The sequence below is a fragment of the Paenibacillus sp. FSL M8-0142 genome (genome assembly GCF_038597315.1).
GTDB classification, from domain to species: Bacteria; Bacillota; Bacilli; order Paenibacillales; family Paenibacillaceae; genus Paenibacillus_AQ; species Paenibacillus_AQ lactis.
On record NZ_CP152008.1, the window covers coordinates 775,211 to 794,260 of the forward strand.

Sequence of the window (19,050 nt, forward strand, 5' to 3'; positions counted from 1 at the left end):
TAAAATATACTTAGATCATGAGCAATCCTGTTATATATCACATTAGACGACACTTAAAGTTTTTTGTCAAATTATTTCTGTTAGATTTTGGGTGAAGAAAGTAAATAAAGAAAGAGGCGGGGCATTTTGATGATCAATCGAAAATCATTCCGTTGTTATAATAGATTATGAGTTCATATTTTTATGAAAGAAGGCAAGGGGATATGAGTAAATTATTAAGAAAAGTATGCATGGTCGTAATGGGAATATCCATATTAAGCTTATTAGGATGCAGCGAGTTAAATGAAAAAACTGCCAAAATCATCGAGGAAAGGTTATCCGAAAAATACAATGAATCCTTTGAAGTAAAATACATAGGGGAACGATGGGGGACGAAAAGCAATAATACAGTAACTACATATGTTAAAGCAATAGATTCAGACATCATGTTTACTGCCGTAATGGATACCTCGGAAAACATCGTTGAAAATTATCCGGAGATGCGGTTAATGCATAAATTTGCCTCCGTTTTTAATCATGCGATTGAAGATCAAGGGCTAGATGCATCTTCGTGGGTCAATATTCATCCGAAACAACCTATTGAAGTAACGAAAGATATGACGATTGAAGACTATCTTGAAAAATCGAAAGCAGAGTATATCCATGTTGAAATTGTCATGAAACATGATGAAAGTATTACAGCAGAGAAATTAAAAACGATTGTTCAGCAATCCTATGATCAGTTTAACGGCCCTTCGATTTCCGCAACGTATTGGATATTTAATGATGATGAGTATTTAAAGGTGAATGAATTTTTAGAGAAAGTAGCAAATATAGATCCTTCTTCTTTAGAAAGTTATAAATATGATCGTACAGTTTTCGTTGAATTAACGGAAAATGGTTTCGTAGATTCGGATGAAGATATTAATAAAAGGCTGGAAGGAGGGGGGCTATAATAGCCTTCATTGATTAAGAAAAAATGACCGATATCGCTAATCAATGAAAAAGGATGCAGCGCTTACTAGGGAAACGCTGCATCCTTTTATTTTGGGACAACGGAGATTTAAGACTTGGTCAGGTTTTAAGATGCTCCCGCATAGAAGACCGTTTAGATGAGCGGTACTAGATCTACCGCTTGACTAAGCCAAAGCACCAGCAAAAGCGCCGAGCGTCTTTTTGCATGCCGAGAAGGATTGCAGCTCAATGCAAATCCGTGGTTCCGCATTTCTGTCCGCTTCCTGGTTACGTATAATCCAGACCCCTTCATTAGAAGGAAGTATAAACAAAATATCCTCGATTGCCGTCTGATTTCCGCTGCCAATTCTTATGGTGCTTAGATTGTCCATGGTACGGGCATTTTTTTGAAAATCCTGCTGCCATTTTGCAATCAGCTGCTGCTGACCGGATGAAAGCTCGTCATTGAGAGGGGAGGCAGGGGATTCACCTGATGTCAGCCGATTCCACAATTCTTCCGTGACCACAGCCTTGGATTCGGATAAAGTCAGCCCTTCGGCTTTCGAAGGCTTCACTCCATAGAAATGTGCTAGCTCTTCTTCCCAATCCGCCGGCTCTGTCCAGGTAAGAAAATGAAGTGTATGATTGTCAGACAAGTGGTACAAATACCGCTGCTGCAGCTCATGGATCGTGAGTACTTTGCTGGAATTCCGATCGGTAATCCCTCTTAGCATATAATTGCTGTGCAGCAAATGCTGAATCATTTGCGTAATTTCGGATGTGAAACGAACCTCTCCATTCTCCTCATCCATCGATTCTATAAAACCTTTGGACATCAAGCTATGTGTAGCTGCCTGAAATAGAAGCTCCCATTTGTCTTCAGACAGATCTCCATAGTATGCCTTCATAAGTCCTGCAGCCATTTCCTCCCCTTGATGAACGGCCAAGGCGTATCCCAGCTCTTCTAATGAAAATACAAAGGTATGCTCGCTCATGTAAGCAAATCCTCCAGTACAGATCTATTTCGTTTCCTTTCCGTTACGGCTGATCAGCCCCCGCAGGCGCTTCATGACAGACTGAATTTCGGAATCGGTCAACAAATAATACGTATTCACAGTCCAGGTCTCCCTGTTCTTCAAATGAAAAATCAGCACGGGCAATTTCGGAAGCAGCCACCTTCGAATGGAAGGGCCGCTGTAGCTGATGCTTGTAATCTCCGCCCAGGCTACGGTCTGCGTACCGTCCGAAATGGAATGTTGATCGTAGGTGAGCAGCTTCGTGTCTGATTTCAGCGCCTTGGGTAAGCTGACAACCAAATATCCTCCAAAGAACGGAATCCCGATTATGGCTGATGTGATACAAAAAAACTTGCGAATAAAGGAAGTATCCATAAAAAAAGCCGCGTACAGCAGAAACAGGCAGGCCAGCACAAACAGTAAACTGCCAAGGGATTTCCCCCATGCTACGGATTTCCGATAAGTTATTGCGTTCATGATTTAGCGCCTTCCTGAAATTATTTGAACAATCCGCTAATCCAGCGAACTCCCTTTTCGACCACTTTAGCCGCGCCATCACCGACAAAGGCTCCAACCGTACCGCCTACATAGGAACCGATAGCCGCACCGACCGGACCACCAATCATTGCACCGACGGCTCCGCCTGCTACAGCGCCGCCATAGGTCGCGGCTGTTTTTACAACAACGTTGGATGCGGCTACAGCTACTTCTTCCCCGTTGAGTTTGCCTTCACGATACTTGCTGACAAGACCGGAAGCCTCGCCGATCACATTAAAGGTTGCGTTAATCGGGAATATCTTTTTGGCGATCATCCCAGGGATTTTCTTGGTCTCGATCCCGTACCTGCCTTTTTCTACACCGGCTATAACCTGTCTGGTCCATTGAGGAAAGTTCTTAGCTTGACTAAAGCCTAACCCAAAATTGAGACCGAATTTGCTTGCGACTCTATCGAAGCCTTTGATGCCCTTCATAATGAAGCCCGGGTTCACGATCTGGCGATTGATGCCTCTTGCCAGGTTCTTCAAGAACGTATTGTTGCCTTTGCCTTTAACCCATGGCGCATTATGAATTTTAGCTCGGGACGGATTTCGGGGATCTACCCTGAACCGTACCGTATTAGTTAAGACTAAGGAAGCGCCGACAGAGCTGTAAAGGAGAGTTCCCCACTTCTCCAAATTATCTCTCACTTGCAGCGTGTTGTTTAATACGTCCTGGGTTTGATCAATCGGATCGGCGGCCGTCCTTGCCTGTAACGAAGCTTGAGTGGAATCGGCCTCTGTAAAGCGGTTGACAATCGTATGTAATTCCGTGCTGACCGAGCCCACCGCTGCCGTGAAGCTATCCATTTGTTGGCGGGCCAGCTGGAAGTTTTGATAGAATTGCTGCCTTGTCGTACCTTCCCAACCGCTTTCAAGGATTTGGATCTGCTGGGTAAGGTGGCTGCAAATTTGCACCCCGATTTCCCGAGCCTGTGCAAATTGTCGGGATATCTCCATAAGTCTTTCCGGAGGAACTAATATTTTGCTCACGGCACTCACCTCAACAATGTACAGATTAATGTAATTATTGTAGTAAAGGTCATCCGTCTACACAAAAGGAACAAGTAACAGAATAGTAAAAAAATCGCTAGGTCCTTGGAACCATTTCCCTTTTCATCAAGGTGGATTCTTATTTTTTCCATCTGGATTTTGTGATACGTTTACATGAGTTAAGGGCCACTGTCTACCAGGTCATCGATGACTGACACCAAGCCCGCAGTTCGCAAACAAGACGCAACTTATTTGTGCACAAATAGTTGCGATGCGATAATTGCTATATTTTATACTTTGATCGAGAAGAGGGGATTAGATGGATTGGCTTGAGCGGATGAACCGGGCGATGGACTATATCGAATTGAACTTGGCGGGGGAGATTGAACTGAGTGAAGTTGCGCTTAGAGCTTGTTGTTCATCTCATCAGTTTCAAAGGATGTTCTCCTTCATCACCAATGTAACACTGGCGGAGTATATTCGGCGCCGAAAGCTTACCCTTGCCGCACTCGAATTGCAAAATAGCGATTCGGCGAGAGTCATTGATATTGCCATGAAATACGGCTACGAATCCCCGGTTTCTTTCGCGCGAGCTTTTCAATCGCTTCATGGGGTTACGCCGGCAATGGCTCGCCAAGCCGGAATTGCTCTTAAGGCCTATCCACGCCTCTCCTTTCTGATTACGATCAAAGGAGTAGACGCGATGAATTATCGCATAGAAACGAAGGAATCATTCGAGGTATTTGGCATGGAACGAGTTTTTCGTAGCGAAGGAGGCGGTGATGCACCGAACACGCCGGCACAATTCTGGTAACAATGCCACGCCACTGGTGAAGTAGAGCGACTTGCTGCTAATGCCGGCAACTTGCCCCGTTTTTTGAGTCCGGATTCATACAAAGTACATGGGATTTGCAGCTACAAACATACAGGAAATGATACCTTTCCGTATATGCTGTGTGCCTTTAAAAGCGAAACCAGTAACACGAATGGATATTCTACCATAACGATTCCTGCACAAACATGGGCGATCTTCCCCTCGGAACCCATTGCTTGGGATGCGTTCGGTGGAACCATCGAGACGATGTACCGGCGATTTTATACGGAATGGCTCCCAACGTCAGGCTATGAGCAGGTGGATGGAATGGAATTGGAAATCTACGGCGAAATAGCAGGGCTACATTCCGTTGAACTGTGGTTCCCCGTAAGAAAAGTCTAGAGCACTCTTCCGATTTTGAGCACGAGTCCTTAATATGCTATGCAAAAATATGGAACAAAAGGGAGATGGGATGATGTTGAGAAAATTTAATCCTCCAGGAATGGCCTCTTCAAACATTTATCATCATGGAGTTGAGGTCACGTCTTTCCAGCGCATGCTGTTCATCTCCGGTCAAGTGGGTGTAGGTCCGGATGGAGTTCCCGGCAATGATATTCGGCAACAAACGGAGTTGGCGATCAACAATTTATATAAAGTTCTTGCCGACGCAGATATGGATGCAAACGATATCGTAAAATCCACGATCTATTTAACGGATGAAAATCTGCTTGGTGCCTTCATGGAGGCGGGGGCAGGTTCCTTGCCTACCCCTCCCCCGGCGACAACGTTAGTTATTGTCAAAGCTCTCGCTTCGCCGGATTTGCTCGTTGAGATCGAAGCCGTCGCGGCGAAGTGATGCTCTCGTCAAGGGAAAGGGGAAGGAAGATGAGCTATTCAGCGGATCAGACTGCCGAGGAAGCCGTCCCTTCTTCATTAAAAGAAACGGATTAATACTAGTGCAATAAGGAGGATGCCGATTTCCGGCATCCTATTTTTAGTGTGTTTAACCCTTGATACAGAGAGGCGGAAGGTTATTATTAATTCTTGTAGGTTATCTAACCGATCAGCACATGATCTTCCGCATACCCGATTTTGGAGGAGCGTTTTTTCTGAGCCAGCGCATAAGCGAGCGTTAATGGACCCAGCCGCCCGGCAAACATCGTGACAATCACAATGAATTTGCCGGCAGGAGACAGCTCACTCGTGAGTCCCATAGACAACCCGGTTGTGCTGAAGGCCGAAGTCGCTTCAAAGAGAACCTCTAGAAAATGCTCCTCCAGCATTCCCTCGGATACCGTGAGCAGGAGGGCAACGACAAGTACGGCTACCAATGAACTCATAACGACAGCTAGTGCGCGCAAGACCGTTTCAATCGCAATTTTGCGCTGGAAGGCATGGACTTGGCCGCCGCCACGGAAGGTTTGGATGGTTGCCAGTATGAGTACCACAAGCGTATTGATCTTGATGCCTCCCCCTGTTCCGCCTGAGGCTGCTCCGATAAACATCAGAATGATGATAATGAACTGGGAAGCCGCCAGCATGCTGCTGATGTCAATCGTGTTAAACCCGGAGCTTCTTGGGGTCATGCCCTGGAAGAATGCTGCGAGCACCCGCTCGCCTCCGTTCAAATGCCCGAAGGTAGCCGGATTCCAGCTTTCCAGTACGAGAATCGCTGCAAAGCCGAACACGCATAGGATGCCCGTTCCAAGAATGACAATCTTGGAGTGAAGGGACAGCTTCCTCCAAGAGCGCTTGCGGAACAGATCGACAACGACAATATACCCGAGTCCGCCAATAACAAAGAGCAAGACAATCGTTATGTTGACGACAGGATCGCCGACAAAGGAAGAGAGACTGTCCGACCAAAGGGCAAAACCGGCGTTGTTGAAGGCAGAGACGGAATGAAAAAGTCCATAATAGAGTGCTTGTCCCCAGCCGATCTCATGCCATCGAATGGCGAGGAGAATCGTTCCGAGCGTTTCAAAGGCAAATGAGATCAGCACCATATACAGGGATAGTTTGACCAGTCCCTGTGCCGATGTGGAGTGGGTCGTTTGTTGAATCATGAGACGCTGCTTTAACCCGATTCTTTTCCCTAACACGATGGCAACCATGACACCAAAGGTCATAAAGCCCAACCCGCCGGTTTGAATCAATATCATAATGATGACTTGGCCAAAGGTTGAGTAGACGCTCCCGGTATCCACGACAACTAGGCCATTCACGCAGATTGCGGAAGTGGCAGTAAATAATGCATCCAGCAGTCCTACGGATGTACCGCTGGCGGAGGACAGTGGAAGCGCGAGCAGCAAGGTACCGATCAAGATTAAGATGGTAAATACGATCAGGATGAGCTGAGGGGGGCTCATATTGCTTTTTTGTTTGTTGATGAACATTTCGATTTTGCTGGGAGCGGATCGTTGGGTTGTTGCGTTACTATCCATAATCCTTCTCATGGTCAAGGGGTGTTGATGCTTGACTTAGGAAAAACGAAGTGTCTGCGACTTTCCCCTGACTTACCTTTAAATACTTGAATTCCCGATCGGTTTTTATACGCAACAAACCGGTTTCGAAATCCGTATTCAGTTCCTTGAAGAACAGCCCCTCCGCGACAACGTCCCCTTCGTCTTCACCTTTACGGATCAGATATAGTCCATCTTTGCTGACAACCGTAACCGGAATTCCACGCTCGTGAGTCTCCACGATGTGTTGATCCATTCGCTGCACAGCCACGATGTGCAGATCCGTCTCGCCGATTCGATTAAGCAGCTCATTGACGAATGAACCCTGTGTGATTTCCTGCCACCGTGTTTGGCCGGATTGTCCGATGACCAGCTGCGTTATCTGATAATGCTTGGCGGTCTCGGCGATGATGTCCGAAGCTTTATGACGATTATCATTAGGCTTGGTGATGAACGAAGCTCCATATTCATCGCAGATGGTTTGCCAAAGGGCCATGAATTTTTCCTGCTCGAGATCGAGTTCATCCACAGCCGAGGGAATGACGCTCATCACATAGAGGGGACATTGCAGTAGTTTGGCGAGCTCGCCTCCTCTCCGAATCAGCCGTTCGCCGTTCGGCCCATAATAAACACACACCATAATTTTTTCATGATGTATCATGAATGCATCTGCTCCTTTCTGATCAAGCGGCTTGAGTCTTCTGAACCCAAGGAAAAAAAGCCCGGTAGCAGAGACAATCTGCTTCCAGGCTTTGGACTGTGTTCCGAATAAACAAGTCAAAGTTGCACGGGCGTTATCTCTCGAGACGCTGACGAGGTTAGCTGTCGGATTCGGGTCTGAGAGTCCCCGTTCTTTCCGGCTTGGAAAGAATTCACCCCTGAAGCCGTTAGCGGCTTCGCTGGTTCCCCCGCTCCCCAAGTGGTGGGGATTAAGCGATCAATAATATAAGATTATCGTAGTATATACTAAGCTAGGTAGATCTAAATGTAAACCTTGATCCCGAAGTGTCATGTGACGTTATTGAAACGATGCAGCTTAATCTATACTTAGGTATTCTACGCGAGTTCCCTCGCGAGGTTTCGGACTTTCAATAAATATTCGATCTTGCTCTAGTTAGTTATTCGGTCTCCTTGACGGGATTCGACAGCGTAAGCTTGGTAACCAACGGTTTTATCGTCAGCCCCTGTGCAAGAAGCGAGAACAGGACGACGCTGAATGTAAGGACGAGGATATCGTCGCGCCCTTCGAAGGAGGCGGGCAGGCTTAGCGCAAGTGCAATCGATAAGCTCCCTTTTAAGCCGCCCCAATTCAGCAGAGCTTTCCAGGATGACGGAAATTTCCGCAGGAAGCTCAAGCTGGTATAAACAGCGACCGTTCTTCCAATCAGCACGATAATGATGGAGGCGATAATCAGCGCCCATTTATCCGTGAAATCGATATGCTTGATTTCTAGGCCGATCATAAGGAATATCAATGAATTGGCAACCAGGGTAATGACATCCCAGAACGAATTGATATTCATCTTCGTGGTTTCGGACATCCCGATCCGGCTGCCGTAGCTGCCGAAGATCAAGCCGCTTACGACGACGGCGATAACTCCCGAGACATGAAAGTGCTCGGCAATAAAGTAGCTTCCGAAAAACAACAACATCGAAAAGGCAATCTCCAGCGGATAATCGTCATAAAAACGAATGAGCTGTGAGAACAGAAAGCCGAGGATGGCTCCAATCGCAATCCCTCCCAAGCTAAACTGAAGAAAGAGCCAGATCCCGCTGCCTATGCCTGCCCAGCCCATCTCTATATAGGAGAGCAAGTATACGGATGAAATTTGGAATAACACGACGGCGATGCCGTCATTGAAAAGCGACTCCCCTTCGATGATGGTCACCATTTTCTTGGAAACACCAAGGGATTTGAAGATGGAGATTACGCTAATCGGGTCCGTTGCGCTCATAAGCGCTGCAAAGGTAAAAGCTACAGGTAAAGGCAGTCCCATGATTCCATACATCGCCAGTGCGATAATAAGGAAAGATAGAAAGGTTCCGCCGATCGCCAGAGCAACCACCGGCTTGCTCTGCTGCCGTAAGTGGGAGAAAGGAAGCTTTAATGTGGCGTCGCCAAGCAGGATAGGCAGAAACAAGGAGATGATGATCGCCTGGAATACATTGGATTGCGTAATAAAAGTTTCGGCTTCGTCCAAAACGGGAATATGCAGCAATCCGAGCAGCAAACCTACCACAACGAGCGCAATCGAATAAGGCTGGTTTACTTTTTTGGCCAATGCGATAACCCCCATCGATATCGCAAGCAAAATTAACAATTGAACGAAGATCTCATTGAAATGATGCATAGAGCACCCCTCGCCTCAGGATAATTTTTTCAGTCATTGATTGTATCCGAAATTACGCGATTCGCAAACCAAAATAATGGGGAAGAGAGGGACTAGTTAAATATTATCCATCAAAATGAGTAAGGGCATGCATAAGATGGTTACTCGTTGACCAAAACATAAGGGAATCATTGAACGATTGAGGAGACAAGTCTATGAATGAGCTATGGAATGAGATCTGGAAATCCCTTATTTTAATTATTTTTGGAATGCTGGTGCTCCGCATATCCGGTCGAAAATCAATCTCCCAAATGACCGTACCCACAACCATTACGATGATTTCCATCGGAACGATCATCGTTCAACCGATCGCCGAAGAAAACTTAGTTCTGACCTTTGCAGCGGCTCTGGTCTTTATTCTGGTTCTCATCCTGGTCGAATTTATGCAAGTGCGTTGGAGCCGTTTTGAGAGGTGGATAAAGGGACCAGCCGTTATCGTTATAGAGAATGGGCAGCTTCAATTGCAGAATATGAAAAAGCTAAGGTTAACCGTGGATGCGCTTGAGATGAAATTGCGGCAGCAGGGGATATCCAAACGAAGTGATGTGAAAACGGCTACGATCGAGCCCAACGGACTGCTTGGTTATGAACTGCAGGATTCCGCAAAGCCGGTAACCTTATCACAGTTGGAGGATTTGCTATCTCAATACTTTACCGGAGCAGGTACAGGACATCCGGCTGTTGAGCCAAAGACTCCTGATCCGGAGGTTAATTTGTTTAGTGAAATCAAGGCAGGAAACGAGCACGTAAATAATAAGCGGCTTCAGTAAAAAAGGCATTCCCTGCTTCAGGGAGTGCCTTTTGGCTTATCAAATTGCTTGCAATTAACAGTCCTCATAACACCATATGTTAATTTGGTTACCGTACAGATCGTAGGTGTGGAACAGTACCAGCGTCTTGGGATTCCCGGCGAAATCCGTAACATGCCAGCCCTGTTCTTTCAAGCGATTATGGGTTTCGAAGAAATCGGCCTTTTTTCGGATCACCCAGTACGGCCGTGCAGCGACCGTCAGCCTGTCCTTGGTGTGATCGGGACGGGCAGTCTCAAGGTAGACCGGCGCGCCTTCGTTCGTCATGATCACGATCGCGGAAGTGCCGTCCTCGCTAATCCGTTCGACCTTGCCGCCCAGATTCGTCTCATACCACTGGATCGCATCCTCCAGATTATCGACGCCAAAGCGGGGGATAGCCTGAAATGGAAAGCGTGCCGTAGGGGCCTTGGCAACCCATTCCTCGGTCCCGGGTTCGGGCTCGATCGCTGTTAATCGGTTGCCGACCGGGTCGTAGAAGTCAAAGGTGCGGTCGAAGGCTCCTTCCGTAATTTCAGTCACTTGGATGTTCTGATTGCGAAAGTATGTATGTACCGCATCCAGGTCGGTTGCCGTAAAGCAAAAACGGACATTTCCGTTCCGGCCCCAATCCACCGCAAAATGGGGATGCCCATGCTCTACGGACTTGATATGAATACAGCCGAGTGCAGGGAATGTCAGGGTGGCCATTTTTTCGACCGGAAAATCTTCCTCGTATGTCACTTTCAAATCCAAGTGCGTGCTGTACCATGTGATGAGCTCCTTGAACCGGTCCCAAGGGGCAATAATAAATCCTCCATCAAAATCATCGAGCTTTAGCGCAGGCATTTACGAAACTCCTCCTTAGCAAGAAAGTTTTGGGAACGAACAAACCCAGTATAAACCTTCAAGTTACTTGAAGGTCAACCCATGGTTGACTGCATGACGGGAATTAATATTTCGAAGGAGTCCGAGTCCTCAAAATGCCGCTCGATCCGTTTGCCGGAAGGCTTAAAGCCGAACTTCTCCAAAAATCGGATCGTCCGCATGCAGATAAAGATATCTTCCCAAGAGCTGTCGACGGAGACGAACAAGGTAGGAGGCAAGGTTTCCAAGTATGCTTCGGGTGGAAGCGATTGTGAACGGCATTTTGCATTAGGATCCCGGCCCAGTTGGTAGCCGACTTCGATCAGAACGCTGGACTCCCGGGAATCCAGGACCCGGATCAGGCCGGTTCCTTGGGGGCGGATGCCTGCTTGACGCAGTTGCGGAAGGGCATGCTCGCAAGCCAGCGAATAGGAATGAACAGGCTTATGGACTTCATAAGGCTGCCATAGCAGGGTCAGGGGTTCGTCCCATCTAACAAGATGAAGACTGCCTGGCCCCGGTTCCATTCCGTTCAGATATTGGCTTGCAATCTGTACGGAGAGAATTCGGGCTTCCGCCTCCCGTCGCCAGCGCTCCAGCAGCCGGGAGCGTGTCTCCTCATCCGATTCAAGGAAACCTCGGATGTCGTTAAGGCTGATTCCCGCTTGACGGAGGCTGTTTACCAGCTTCGCTTCGTGGATTTGATGGTCGCCATAAGTCCGGTAGCCGTTGGCCTGGCGCTCTGCAGGCACTAATATTCCTTTGGATTCATAAAAGCGAAGAGCACTGGGGACGATGCCTGTGCGCTCCGCGAAATCGGCAATACTCATCATACGCAATCACCTGTATTCGGAGGGATTCACTTCGTCCCGTTAGGTCTGTGCCGGAGTATGGGGGACGGCAAGCTGTGAACAAGTCTCATGACGATCATGTTGACATTCTTTCTCTTGATAATGAGCTCGTATTGCTTCATATCTTAGCACAATCCGTAGAGATGCAGACCTGGGATTTCATTAGGAGGCGTAAGAATTTTTCAGAGAAAATAGGTTGTTCCATGATGAGAGCTAGCTTTATATTTATTGGAGATGGGCAGGAGAAGAAGAACATCCGCCGTTATCATCGAATGGAACGAATTGGGCCGAAGGCGAAAGCAAAAGGTTTTGGAAGAGATTTGGCGAGGAGAGAGGAGGAGGGGGAAGACACTTATGGGATACCAACAAGCGCTGGAAGCATACATATCGGCAACGAACACCCATGATTTCGATCAAGTGGTTAAACTGCTGGATGAGAATGCGGTTTACTGGTTCTCGGACCGCAGCTGCGTTACGAAGGACGAGATCCGCGCTTACTTCGAACATGCCTGGGACGTCGTTCGGGACGAGGTTTATTACGCTGACGACGTGAAGTGGATTGCCGAGAATTCCGGGACGGCGGTCTGCATCTATACCTACCGCTACGAGGGATATGCTCAAGGCAAGTTTACTACCGGCAGGGGAAGAGCGACCAATGTTTTCGTGCGGACCGGGGAAGGAGTTTGGAAGCTGAAGCATGAGCATCTTAGCCCGCTGAAGTAGAGGAATCGTCTATATAGGTGAAGGGAGCTGTCCTATAAGTAGCTTGTCTGCTTAGGACAGCTTTTTTCTGTTACCAGGACATTAATACCGAAAATAGAACGGTCTGTACATAAAGCGTTTGATTAGGAGCCTTGCTTCCTTGAGGCTGGACGCTCCTGAGATTTGAATTTATTAACAGAATATAAAATTACAAGATTTTATCCCTAATCTATGGAAATGTATCCCTTCTCAATTTCTAGGGAAGGTTCCATGATACAAATAGATTTAAAATTCAATAAACCGCTGAAAGCCGGGGAAGGAGGCTGTAGCAGGGCTCGGGGCCAAAAGGTTGAAGGTTTGGACATGGAGAAGGGAGATGAGTCTGCCGTACATATTTTTGAGATAAAAACGGTAACCGCTTTCATTTATCGCAGGATTTCGATCACCATGCGAAGCTGGACCAGTCATCAAGATGAACGCCAAGCAGAGACGTTTCATGTATGATTAACGGCTTGGGCTATGACGTCTGCAAGCCGGTTATGCGATGACATCACGGACAGAACAGACATTTATGAAAAATGCTGTATCCTTTTGCAAATCGAAATTTGAGAAATTGAGGTGAAACGGTCATGCCATTCATGATCAAAAGGTTTTCGAAATGGCTCACTGGGGTGCTTGTCCTGCTCCTAGTTCTTACTCCGCTTGCCCCTGCTGTGTCAGTATATGCTGCAGAGGGCGATCTTCCCCCTCCGGCAACGGTTCCTGCTGCGGATTTGTCAGCGGAGCCCATCACGGTAACAAATTCCACGTACGGCAAGAGTCCGACCTCCATGAACGATATAGCAGCTAACCAGGATCCGAAAGCCCCGCAAAATCTAAGATTGGTCAGCGTCTCCCATAATATGGCGATTTTTGAGTGGGATTTCAGACCTAAAGAGGACGATAACAATATTCAGGTGTGGGATGCCGATACAGGCAAATGGCTGACTTGGGGGAACTATTGGACCCGGGCCGTGACAGGCTTATCCCCGGAAACCACCTACCGCATCTATATTACATGGAATGAAGATACGAAACAGGAGCATAAGAGCAATGTGCTGGAGTTCACGACAACGAAGGATGTCACCGAGTATAAAGAAGCTCCGTTAACGCCGCCAAGCGGTCTTAAAATTACGGACGTAACAGAGGATTCCGTGACGCTGGACTGGGGCTCCAGTCCGGGTGCCGCCGCCTATGACATTTACGTCAATGGGGCATGGGCAGGTGGAACCTGGGAGAACACCGCAACCTCATCGACCTACTCCCCTCTTGAAGCAGGGCAGACATATAAATTTATGGTTGGGGCGCAGCGAACGGTGAACGGCGCGCTCGAGACGTCCGCGAACAGCAATACGGTTACGATCACATGGGGCGAGCTGGCTCAGCCTGAGGGGCTGCAAGTTGTAACGGCGACGCGGTCGACGGTATCGCTAGGCTGGGCTCCGGTTCCTGGCGCCACAACCTATCATATTTACCAGGATGGCGTAAAGATCGGCACCAGCGAGCAGAACCGGTATACGGTTGCTGGGCTCGAAGAAGGAAAGACCTATTCCTTCAAGGTGACGGGAGCAAATAGCCTGTGGACCTCTCCTGAGAGCGATGCGGTGACTGTCGTTCCTGGCAGCAATTATAACAATATTACGTATTACACGTCGTGGTCCGCGAGTACCGATTCCAATGCCCGCAACCTGCAGCCTGACGATTTGGACGTGTCCAAGCTGACGCACATCAACTATGCTTTTGCCGACATCTGCTGGAAGAAGTTCGGAAGCGGGGCGCGAGCCTGCGAAGATCCTAACATTCCCGCCCAGAACCGGTACGTGTATGACGGAGAAATCATCATCGGAGATCCGACCTTTGATTTTCAGAACTTCAAGGCATTTGAATCGATTAAAGCAGCGAATCCGCATTTGAAGCTGTTGGTGTCGGTCGGAGGCTGGACGTGGTCCGGCAATTTCTCGAACATCGCACGGACGGAGGAGACGCGCAGGGCATTCGCGAACTCGGCGGTCCATTTCCTGCGGGAATACGGCATTGACGGCCTGGACGTCGACTGGGAATATCCGGTGGAAGGCGGTTTGGAGACCAATTCCCGGGGACCTGAGGATAAGGAAAACTTCACGCTGCTCATGAAAGCAGTCCGTGAGGCGTTGGATGCAGCAGGCAGTGAAGACGGAAAGTACTATCTGCTGACGATCGCGTCGGGGCAAGGCGACAATTTCACGGTGAACGCCGATTTTGAGAATTCCGTGCAGTATCTCGATTTTATTAATATCATGACATACGACTATAGCGGAAAGACCGATACATTAGGACGCCATAATGCACCGCTCTTCTATGATAAGGCCCTGCCAACCCGGTCGGCGGCAAGAAATCATGTGCTCGGCGGGCTGATGGGGCATTTGAACGGCGGCGTGCCTCCGCATAAATTGATTGCCGGCGTTCCTTACTATGGCAAGGGCTGGGACGGATGCGGACCGAATGGGCAGTACCAGGCTTGCAAGGGGGGCTCAAGCGTCGGAACATGGGAGAGTGCCCTGTTCGACTTCAGCCATCTTGAGAACGATTATATCGGCAAGAACGGTTATAAGCGATACTGGAACGAGTATGCGAAAGTGCCTTATCTCTATAATGATCAGAACAAAGTATTCATCACGTACAATGACAAAACTACAATGATGTACACCGCATCCCTCGTCAAAACGCTTGATATCGCCGGGGTCATGAGCTGGGATATTAGCGGGGACCGGAACTATACGCTGACGAATCAGCTTGTTAAAGACCTGCCGATTAACGGCAAGTCGAATGATGCTGCACTCGGAGCACCTAGCAATCTGAAGGTGTCTGGCGTTACATCCAATTCCGTTCAGCTTGAATGGGATCCGGTTGAAGGAGCTTCCACCTATGAGGTGTATGTGAACCACGCGCTTTCCGGGTTGACTGAGGGCAAAGGCGCTTACACGATTCAGGGTCTTCAGCCGCTGAACAATTACAAGATTCATGTGCTGGCCGTAGACCGCACAGGCGATGAGATTCATCGTGTCTCGAGCGCATCAAAGCAGCTCAGTATCACAACGTCCGGCAGCAGCTCGGGCGGATCGGACAGCTCCGGCGGATCAGGCGGATCAAGCTCAGCTCCATCTCCTGTACCTCAGCCGCCTAAGGAGAAGGATCAGTTGGACGCGCAGGTAGTTCTTTCGGGAGATAAAGCCGTCATTACAATTCAGGTAGCTGCGGCTGTTCAGGCAATTAACGCTTCGGATTCCGTCATCTTCCGAATTGATGCCGGCGACAAGGCAAAGCAGGCAGAGGCAGAAATACCGCAAGAGGTCATTGCAGCCGTTGCGAAAAAAGGACCAAACGCCAGCCTGTCGATCCTTGTTAATGGAACCGAGTACAGGATTCCGGCTGCGCTTATTACGGTTGCCGGCCCGGTGAAGGTATCGGTTACAGCCTCTTCCGAGGCAGACCTCAAGGGAGCCGAAGCGCTTCTGAAAGGGAAAGAGGTGCTAAGTACACCGCTTCTGTTCAAGCTGGAGCAGCTTCATGCCGACCAAACAGCTACGGAACTTAAGCACTACGGAAAATTATACGTAAGTGAATTTATCACAGTAGATGCCAAAGCGATTAACACGAAGCGAGCAACCGGCGTCGTTTATATTCCGGGGCTGAACGAGCTGCGTTCGGTGCCGACGCTGTTTAAGGTGAACGCTGACGGTACCGTGACCGTGGAAATTAAGAAAACCGGCAATGGCATCTACGTGCTGGCACAGCAGGATATGAAGTTCAAGGATGCGATCCCGGCCTGGGCAGCGGAGGATGCAGCACAAGCCGCCGCGAAATGGGTCATATCCGGGGATAATAGCGGTAACTTCGGTGCCAATAAATCCATCACCCGGGCTGAAATTGTGGCGATCATCGTTCGCGCGCTCGGTCTTCTGCCGGATGAAAGCTATACGAATTTTGCAGATGTAGATCCAAAATCCGCCTATGCCGGAGAAATTGCTGCGGCTAAGGCAGCGGGACTGGTGAAGGGCAGAACAGGGGGGACCTTTGATCCGAGCAGTCCGATATCCCGAGAGGAGCTTGCCGTTATCCTAGACAACGTGCTGGCTTATGCCGGCATGACCAAGGATGCAGGTGCCTCCGTGCTCGATGGCTTTAAGGATCGTTCCGCAGTTTCTTCCTATGCGAAGTCGGCCGTTGCAATGGTCGTCAAACACAAGATCATGCATGGCGTATCCACAACAAAATTTGATCCGAAATCCAATGTGACCAAGGCACAGACGGTGGTTACCGTAATGAGGACGCTTCGCACACTTGGATTACTGAACTAGATGACTCACCCAAAAGGATTAAGGGTGCTTCTCGAGACAGAGCGAATGGTTCGAGAGGCACCCTAATCTACATCGCTATGACCAAGAGGTGAACCGCCTGAGTGCGAACATAGCAATTAAAGAGAAATCCCGCTAAAGAACCCATGTTAAGATAGACCTATCAAATGGATGAGGTGATCAAATATGGCGCTGAAATGTGGTAATATCTTTGTTAACTTGCCGGTCAAGGATTTGGACAGAACGAAGGACTTCTTTACGAAGATCGGATTTGAATTCAATCCGCAATTTACGGACAAGAACGCTGCGTGTTTGATGATCGGCGACAACATCTTTGCGATGCTGCTGGTGGAGGACTATTTCAAAACCTTTACCAAAAAAGATCTGTCCAACGCGGCCAATACGACCGAGGTAATCTTGGCGTTGTCGGCCGAGAGCAAGGAGCAGGTTGATGAAATCGTCAACAATGCGCTGGCTGCAGGAGGATCGCCTTCCAATGATCCGGTGGATCATGGCTTTATGTACAGCTGGAGCTTCCAGGATCCGGACGGTCATTTGTGGGAAGTATTGTACATGGATCCAAGCAACGTTCAATAATAACCATCCATAAGGTTTGATGGTTGCTGTATTCTAACGGGACAGCAAAGCATGCATAGGAAGCGGCAGGGACGCCAGACATAATCGGGCGTACCTGCTGCTTTCGTTTTTCAGATACATTATAAAAAACTTTTAAAGTGGCCAGATTACTGGCTTTACTTTTAACTGGAAATCGATTATAGTTGTATGTACAAACAACAAATATAAAACACCAATGATTAATCTCCTCTAGATATCGCTCTTTTCCTTCTTCAGTTCCGGTTTCAGGAGGTGAATCAAGCACGATTGAGATGCTTCGCAAACCGCCGATTGATATGAAGATATATGATGACAGGAGTGTGATTCCTATGGAAAGAGTATTAGTTATCAATGCCCATCCCCTCGTTACGAGCGATCATTCCCTTAGCCTGCAGGTTCTTAACCGCTTTATAAGCAAGTACAGAGAGCTAAACCCCGATCATGAGTTGCAGAAGATTGATCTGTATCGTGAGGAGGTGCCGGCCATTACGGCCGATATGCTGAACGGTTGGGCTAAGCTTGAGACCGGGGAGCGGCTAACGGATGTCGAGGAGAATTTGATGCTCCGGATGTCCGAGATTCTGCGGCAGTTCAAATGGGCGTCCAAATATGTGATTGCCATGCCGCTCCATAATTTCAATATTCCGTCCAAGCTCAAGGACTATATGGATAATATTATCATCCCGAAGGAAACATTCCGTTATACGGAGAACGGGTCGGAAGGACTCCTGACCGATGGCCGGAGCGTCGTAGTTATCCAGGTATATATACGAATGGCGACTGGTACAGCGAGGTTGAATATTCGCATCAATATTTGAAATCGATGTTTGCGTTTCTTGGTATTACGGACTACAGGATTATCCGTGCGCAGGGGCACGCGGTCCTGGATCGGAGTGAAATTTTGGCTGAAGCTTTCCAGGCTGCAGAGTCGGCGGTCTTGCACTGGATTAGGGACGAGGACCTTCGGACAGGGATAACATTCAGGTCATAAAATCATCTTTGAAAATGAGATGGGAGGGTGATTATGGCTTATACGATGATTTTGATCATTCACGTGATATCGGCCATCGCCATGATCGGCCCGGCATTTTATCTGCAGCGGTTTCTTGTTTTCCCGCAGGCTTCCGCAGGAGGTGCCGGTTCGCTGAGATACGCGCACGGGACTGCCCGGAGGCTGGATCGTTTGACGGATACGGGTATGATCCTTCAGCTGGTCACGGGACTGCTGATGGGATGGATGGAGCCGGTTCTATTTCAGATGCTGTGGTACGTTGCGGCCCTTGTGCTGGTGCCCGTCATCGGCCTTTACATGAAATTTGCGGTCAGGCCGCGAATTCGGTCCTTGTATACGCTGGTAGAGTCATCCACCGTATCGCAAGCCGATCTGGAGCGAACCTACCGACGGTTATGGTCGCAGGCATTGCCCCATATCCTCATTGTTCAAGGGGGGATTGTCATTCTGATCTTGCTGATGGTGTTGAAGCCTTAGTATGTATGGGGGGATGAATGATACGCGAGCGGAACACGAACGTATGCATGACGGACCACGAATGGATGCATGCACGTATGCATAACGGACCACGAATGGATGACATGCACGTATGCATAATTGGGGCGCGAACGAATGTAGTACACGTTACATGCTGGGCATGAACGAATGTAGGTGTATGTATGCATCAGCTGGATACGACCAAGTAGTGCACATGTGTA

At 48.4% G+C, this 19,050-nt stretch carries 16 protein-coding genes, 2 pseudogenes and 1 riboswitch; of the genes and pseudogenes, 10 read left to right on the forward strand and 8 right to left on the reverse strand.

The genetic code is table 11. The features are described 5' to 3' along the window. The first annotated feature begins 203 nt into the window (after positions 1-203). Positions 204-935, forward strand: coding sequence for a hypothetical protein (locus NSQ46_RS03415; protein WP_342576333.1), 732 nt, complete (start codon positions 204-206; stop codon positions 933-935). 183 nt (positions 936-1,118) lie between these two features. On the opposite strand, the gene NSQ46_RS03420 is transcribed toward NSQ46_RS03415, so the two are convergent. From NSQ46_RS03420 to NSQ46_RS03430, 3 genes are read right to left on the reverse strand one after another with little or no spacing between them, the layout of a single operon-like run. Beyond that, positions 1,119-1,928, reverse strand: a complete 810-nt coding sequence (locus NSQ46_RS03420) for a hypothetical protein (RefSeq protein ID WP_342576334.1) — start codon at positions 1,926-1,928, stop codon at positions 1,119-1,121. 24 nt (positions 1,929-1,952) lie between these two features. Then, positions 1,953-2,426, reverse strand: a complete 474-nt coding sequence (locus NSQ46_RS03425) for a DUF5381 family protein (RefSeq protein ID WP_342576335.1) — start codon at positions 2,424-2,426, stop codon at positions 1,953-1,955. Positions 2,427-2,446: 20 nt separating this feature from the next. Next, on the reverse strand, positions 2,447-3,478 hold the full coding sequence (locus tag NSQ46_RS03430) for a WXG100 family type VII secretion target (protein WP_342576336.1): 1,032 nt from the start codon (positions 3,476-3,478) through the stop codon (positions 2,447-2,449). A 319-nt stretch (positions 3,479-3,797) separates the two neighbouring features. Between NSQ46_RS03430 and NSQ46_RS03435 the strand changes: the two are divergent. Both NSQ46_RS03435 and NSQ46_RS03440 read left to right on the forward strand, forming a co-directional pair. Continuing rightward, positions 3,798-4,694: pseudogene (locus NSQ46_RS03435) on the forward strand (AraC family transcriptional regulator). 70 nt (positions 4,695-4,764) lie between these two features. Beyond that, positions 4,765-5,148, forward strand: a complete 384-nt coding sequence (locus tag NSQ46_RS03440; protein WP_342576337.1) for a RidA family protein — start codon at positions 4,765-4,767, stop codon at positions 5,146-5,148. Between the two features lie 199 nt (positions 5,149-5,347). Here NSQ46_RS03440 and NSQ46_RS03445 read toward each other — a convergent pair whose 3' ends face one another. The 3 genes from NSQ46_RS03445 to NSQ46_RS03455 all read right to left on the reverse strand — a co-directional run bounded on the left by NSQ46_RS03445 (position 5,348) and on the right by NSQ46_RS03455 (position 9,105). Further along, entirely contained in the window at positions 5,348-6,736 is a 1,389-nt protein-coding gene (locus NSQ46_RS03445) for a TrkH family potassium uptake protein (protein WP_342576338.1), read from the reverse strand. Beyond that, complete coding sequence (locus tag NSQ46_RS03450; protein ID WP_340898918.1) at positions 6,729-7,415, reverse strand: histidine kinase; 687 nt, start codon at positions 7,413-7,415, stop codon at positions 6,729-6,731. Before NSQ46_RS03450 ends, NSQ46_RS03445 begins: the two co-directional genes overlap by 8 nt. A gap of 132 nt (positions 7,416-7,547) precedes the next feature. Next, positions 7,548-7,700: riboswitch (cyclic di-AMP (ydaO/yuaA leader) on the reverse strand. Between the two features lie 172 nt (positions 7,701-7,872). Continuing rightward, complete coding sequence (locus NSQ46_RS03455) at positions 7,873-9,105, reverse strand: sodium:proton antiporter (protein WP_342576339.1); 1,233 nt, start codon at positions 9,103-9,105, stop codon at positions 7,873-7,875. 194 nt (positions 9,106-9,299) lie between these two features. Here NSQ46_RS03455 and NSQ46_RS03460 point away from each other — a divergent pair, with 194 nt between their 5' ends. Beyond that, positions 9,300-9,914 (forward strand): DUF421 domain-containing protein, encoded by a 615-nt coding sequence (locus tag NSQ46_RS03460; RefSeq protein WP_340898923.1) that lies wholly within the window; start codon positions 9,300-9,302, stop codon positions 9,912-9,914. Between the two features lie 54 nt (positions 9,915-9,968). Here the strand turns inward: NSQ46_RS03460 and NSQ46_RS03465 are convergent, their stop codons facing one another. Beyond that, positions 9,969-10,781: a VOC family protein gene (locus tag NSQ46_RS03465; RefSeq protein ID WP_340898926.1), complete on the reverse strand. Its 813-nt coding sequence runs from the start codon at positions 10,779-10,781 to the stop codon at positions 9,969-9,971. A 74-nt stretch (positions 10,782-10,855) separates the two neighbouring features. Beyond that, the gene (locus tag NSQ46_RS03470) at positions 10,856-11,632 is read right to left on the reverse strand and encodes a MerR family transcriptional regulator (protein ID WP_342576340.1); all 777 of its coding nucleotides are present in this window, start codon (positions 11,630-11,632) and stop codon (positions 10,856-10,858) included. Positions 11,633-11,706: 74 nt separating this feature from the next. Here NSQ46_RS03470 and NSQ46_RS03475 point away from each other — a divergent pair, with 74 nt between their 5' ends. The 6 genes and pseudogenes from NSQ46_RS03475 (at position 11,707) to NSQ46_RS03500 (ending at position 18,829) form a co-directional block, all read left to right on the forward strand. After that, entirely contained in the window at positions 11,707-12,057 is a 351-nt protein-coding gene (locus tag NSQ46_RS03475) for a hypothetical protein (protein ID WP_342576341.1), read from the forward strand. Next, positions 12,005-12,373 (forward strand): nuclear transport factor 2 family protein, encoded by a 369-nt coding sequence (locus NSQ46_RS03480; RefSeq protein ID WP_342576342.1) that lies wholly within the window; start codon positions 12,005-12,007, stop codon positions 12,371-12,373. The genes NSQ46_RS03475 and NSQ46_RS03480 overlap by 53 nt, the downstream gene beginning before the upstream one ends. Positions 12,374-12,981: 608 nt before the next feature. After that, positions 12,982-16,728, forward strand: coding sequence for a glycosyl hydrolase family 18 protein (locus tag NSQ46_RS03485; protein ID WP_342576343.1), 3,747 nt, complete (start codon positions 12,982-12,984; stop codon positions 16,726-16,728). Between the two features lie 183 nt (positions 16,729-16,911). After that, entirely contained in the window at positions 16,912-17,322 is a 411-nt protein-coding gene (locus NSQ46_RS03490; RefSeq protein ID WP_028405077.1) for a VOC family protein, read from the forward strand. 347 nt (positions 17,323-17,669) lie between these two features. Further along, positions 17,670-18,331: pseudogene (locus NSQ46_RS03495) on the forward strand (NAD(P)H-dependent oxidoreductase). A 33-nt stretch (positions 18,332-18,364) separates the two neighbouring features. Next, entirely contained in the window at positions 18,365-18,829 is a 465-nt protein-coding gene (locus NSQ46_RS03500; protein WP_051425118.1) for a DUF2269 family protein, read from the forward strand. Positions 18,830-19,050: the final 221 nt, after the last annotated feature.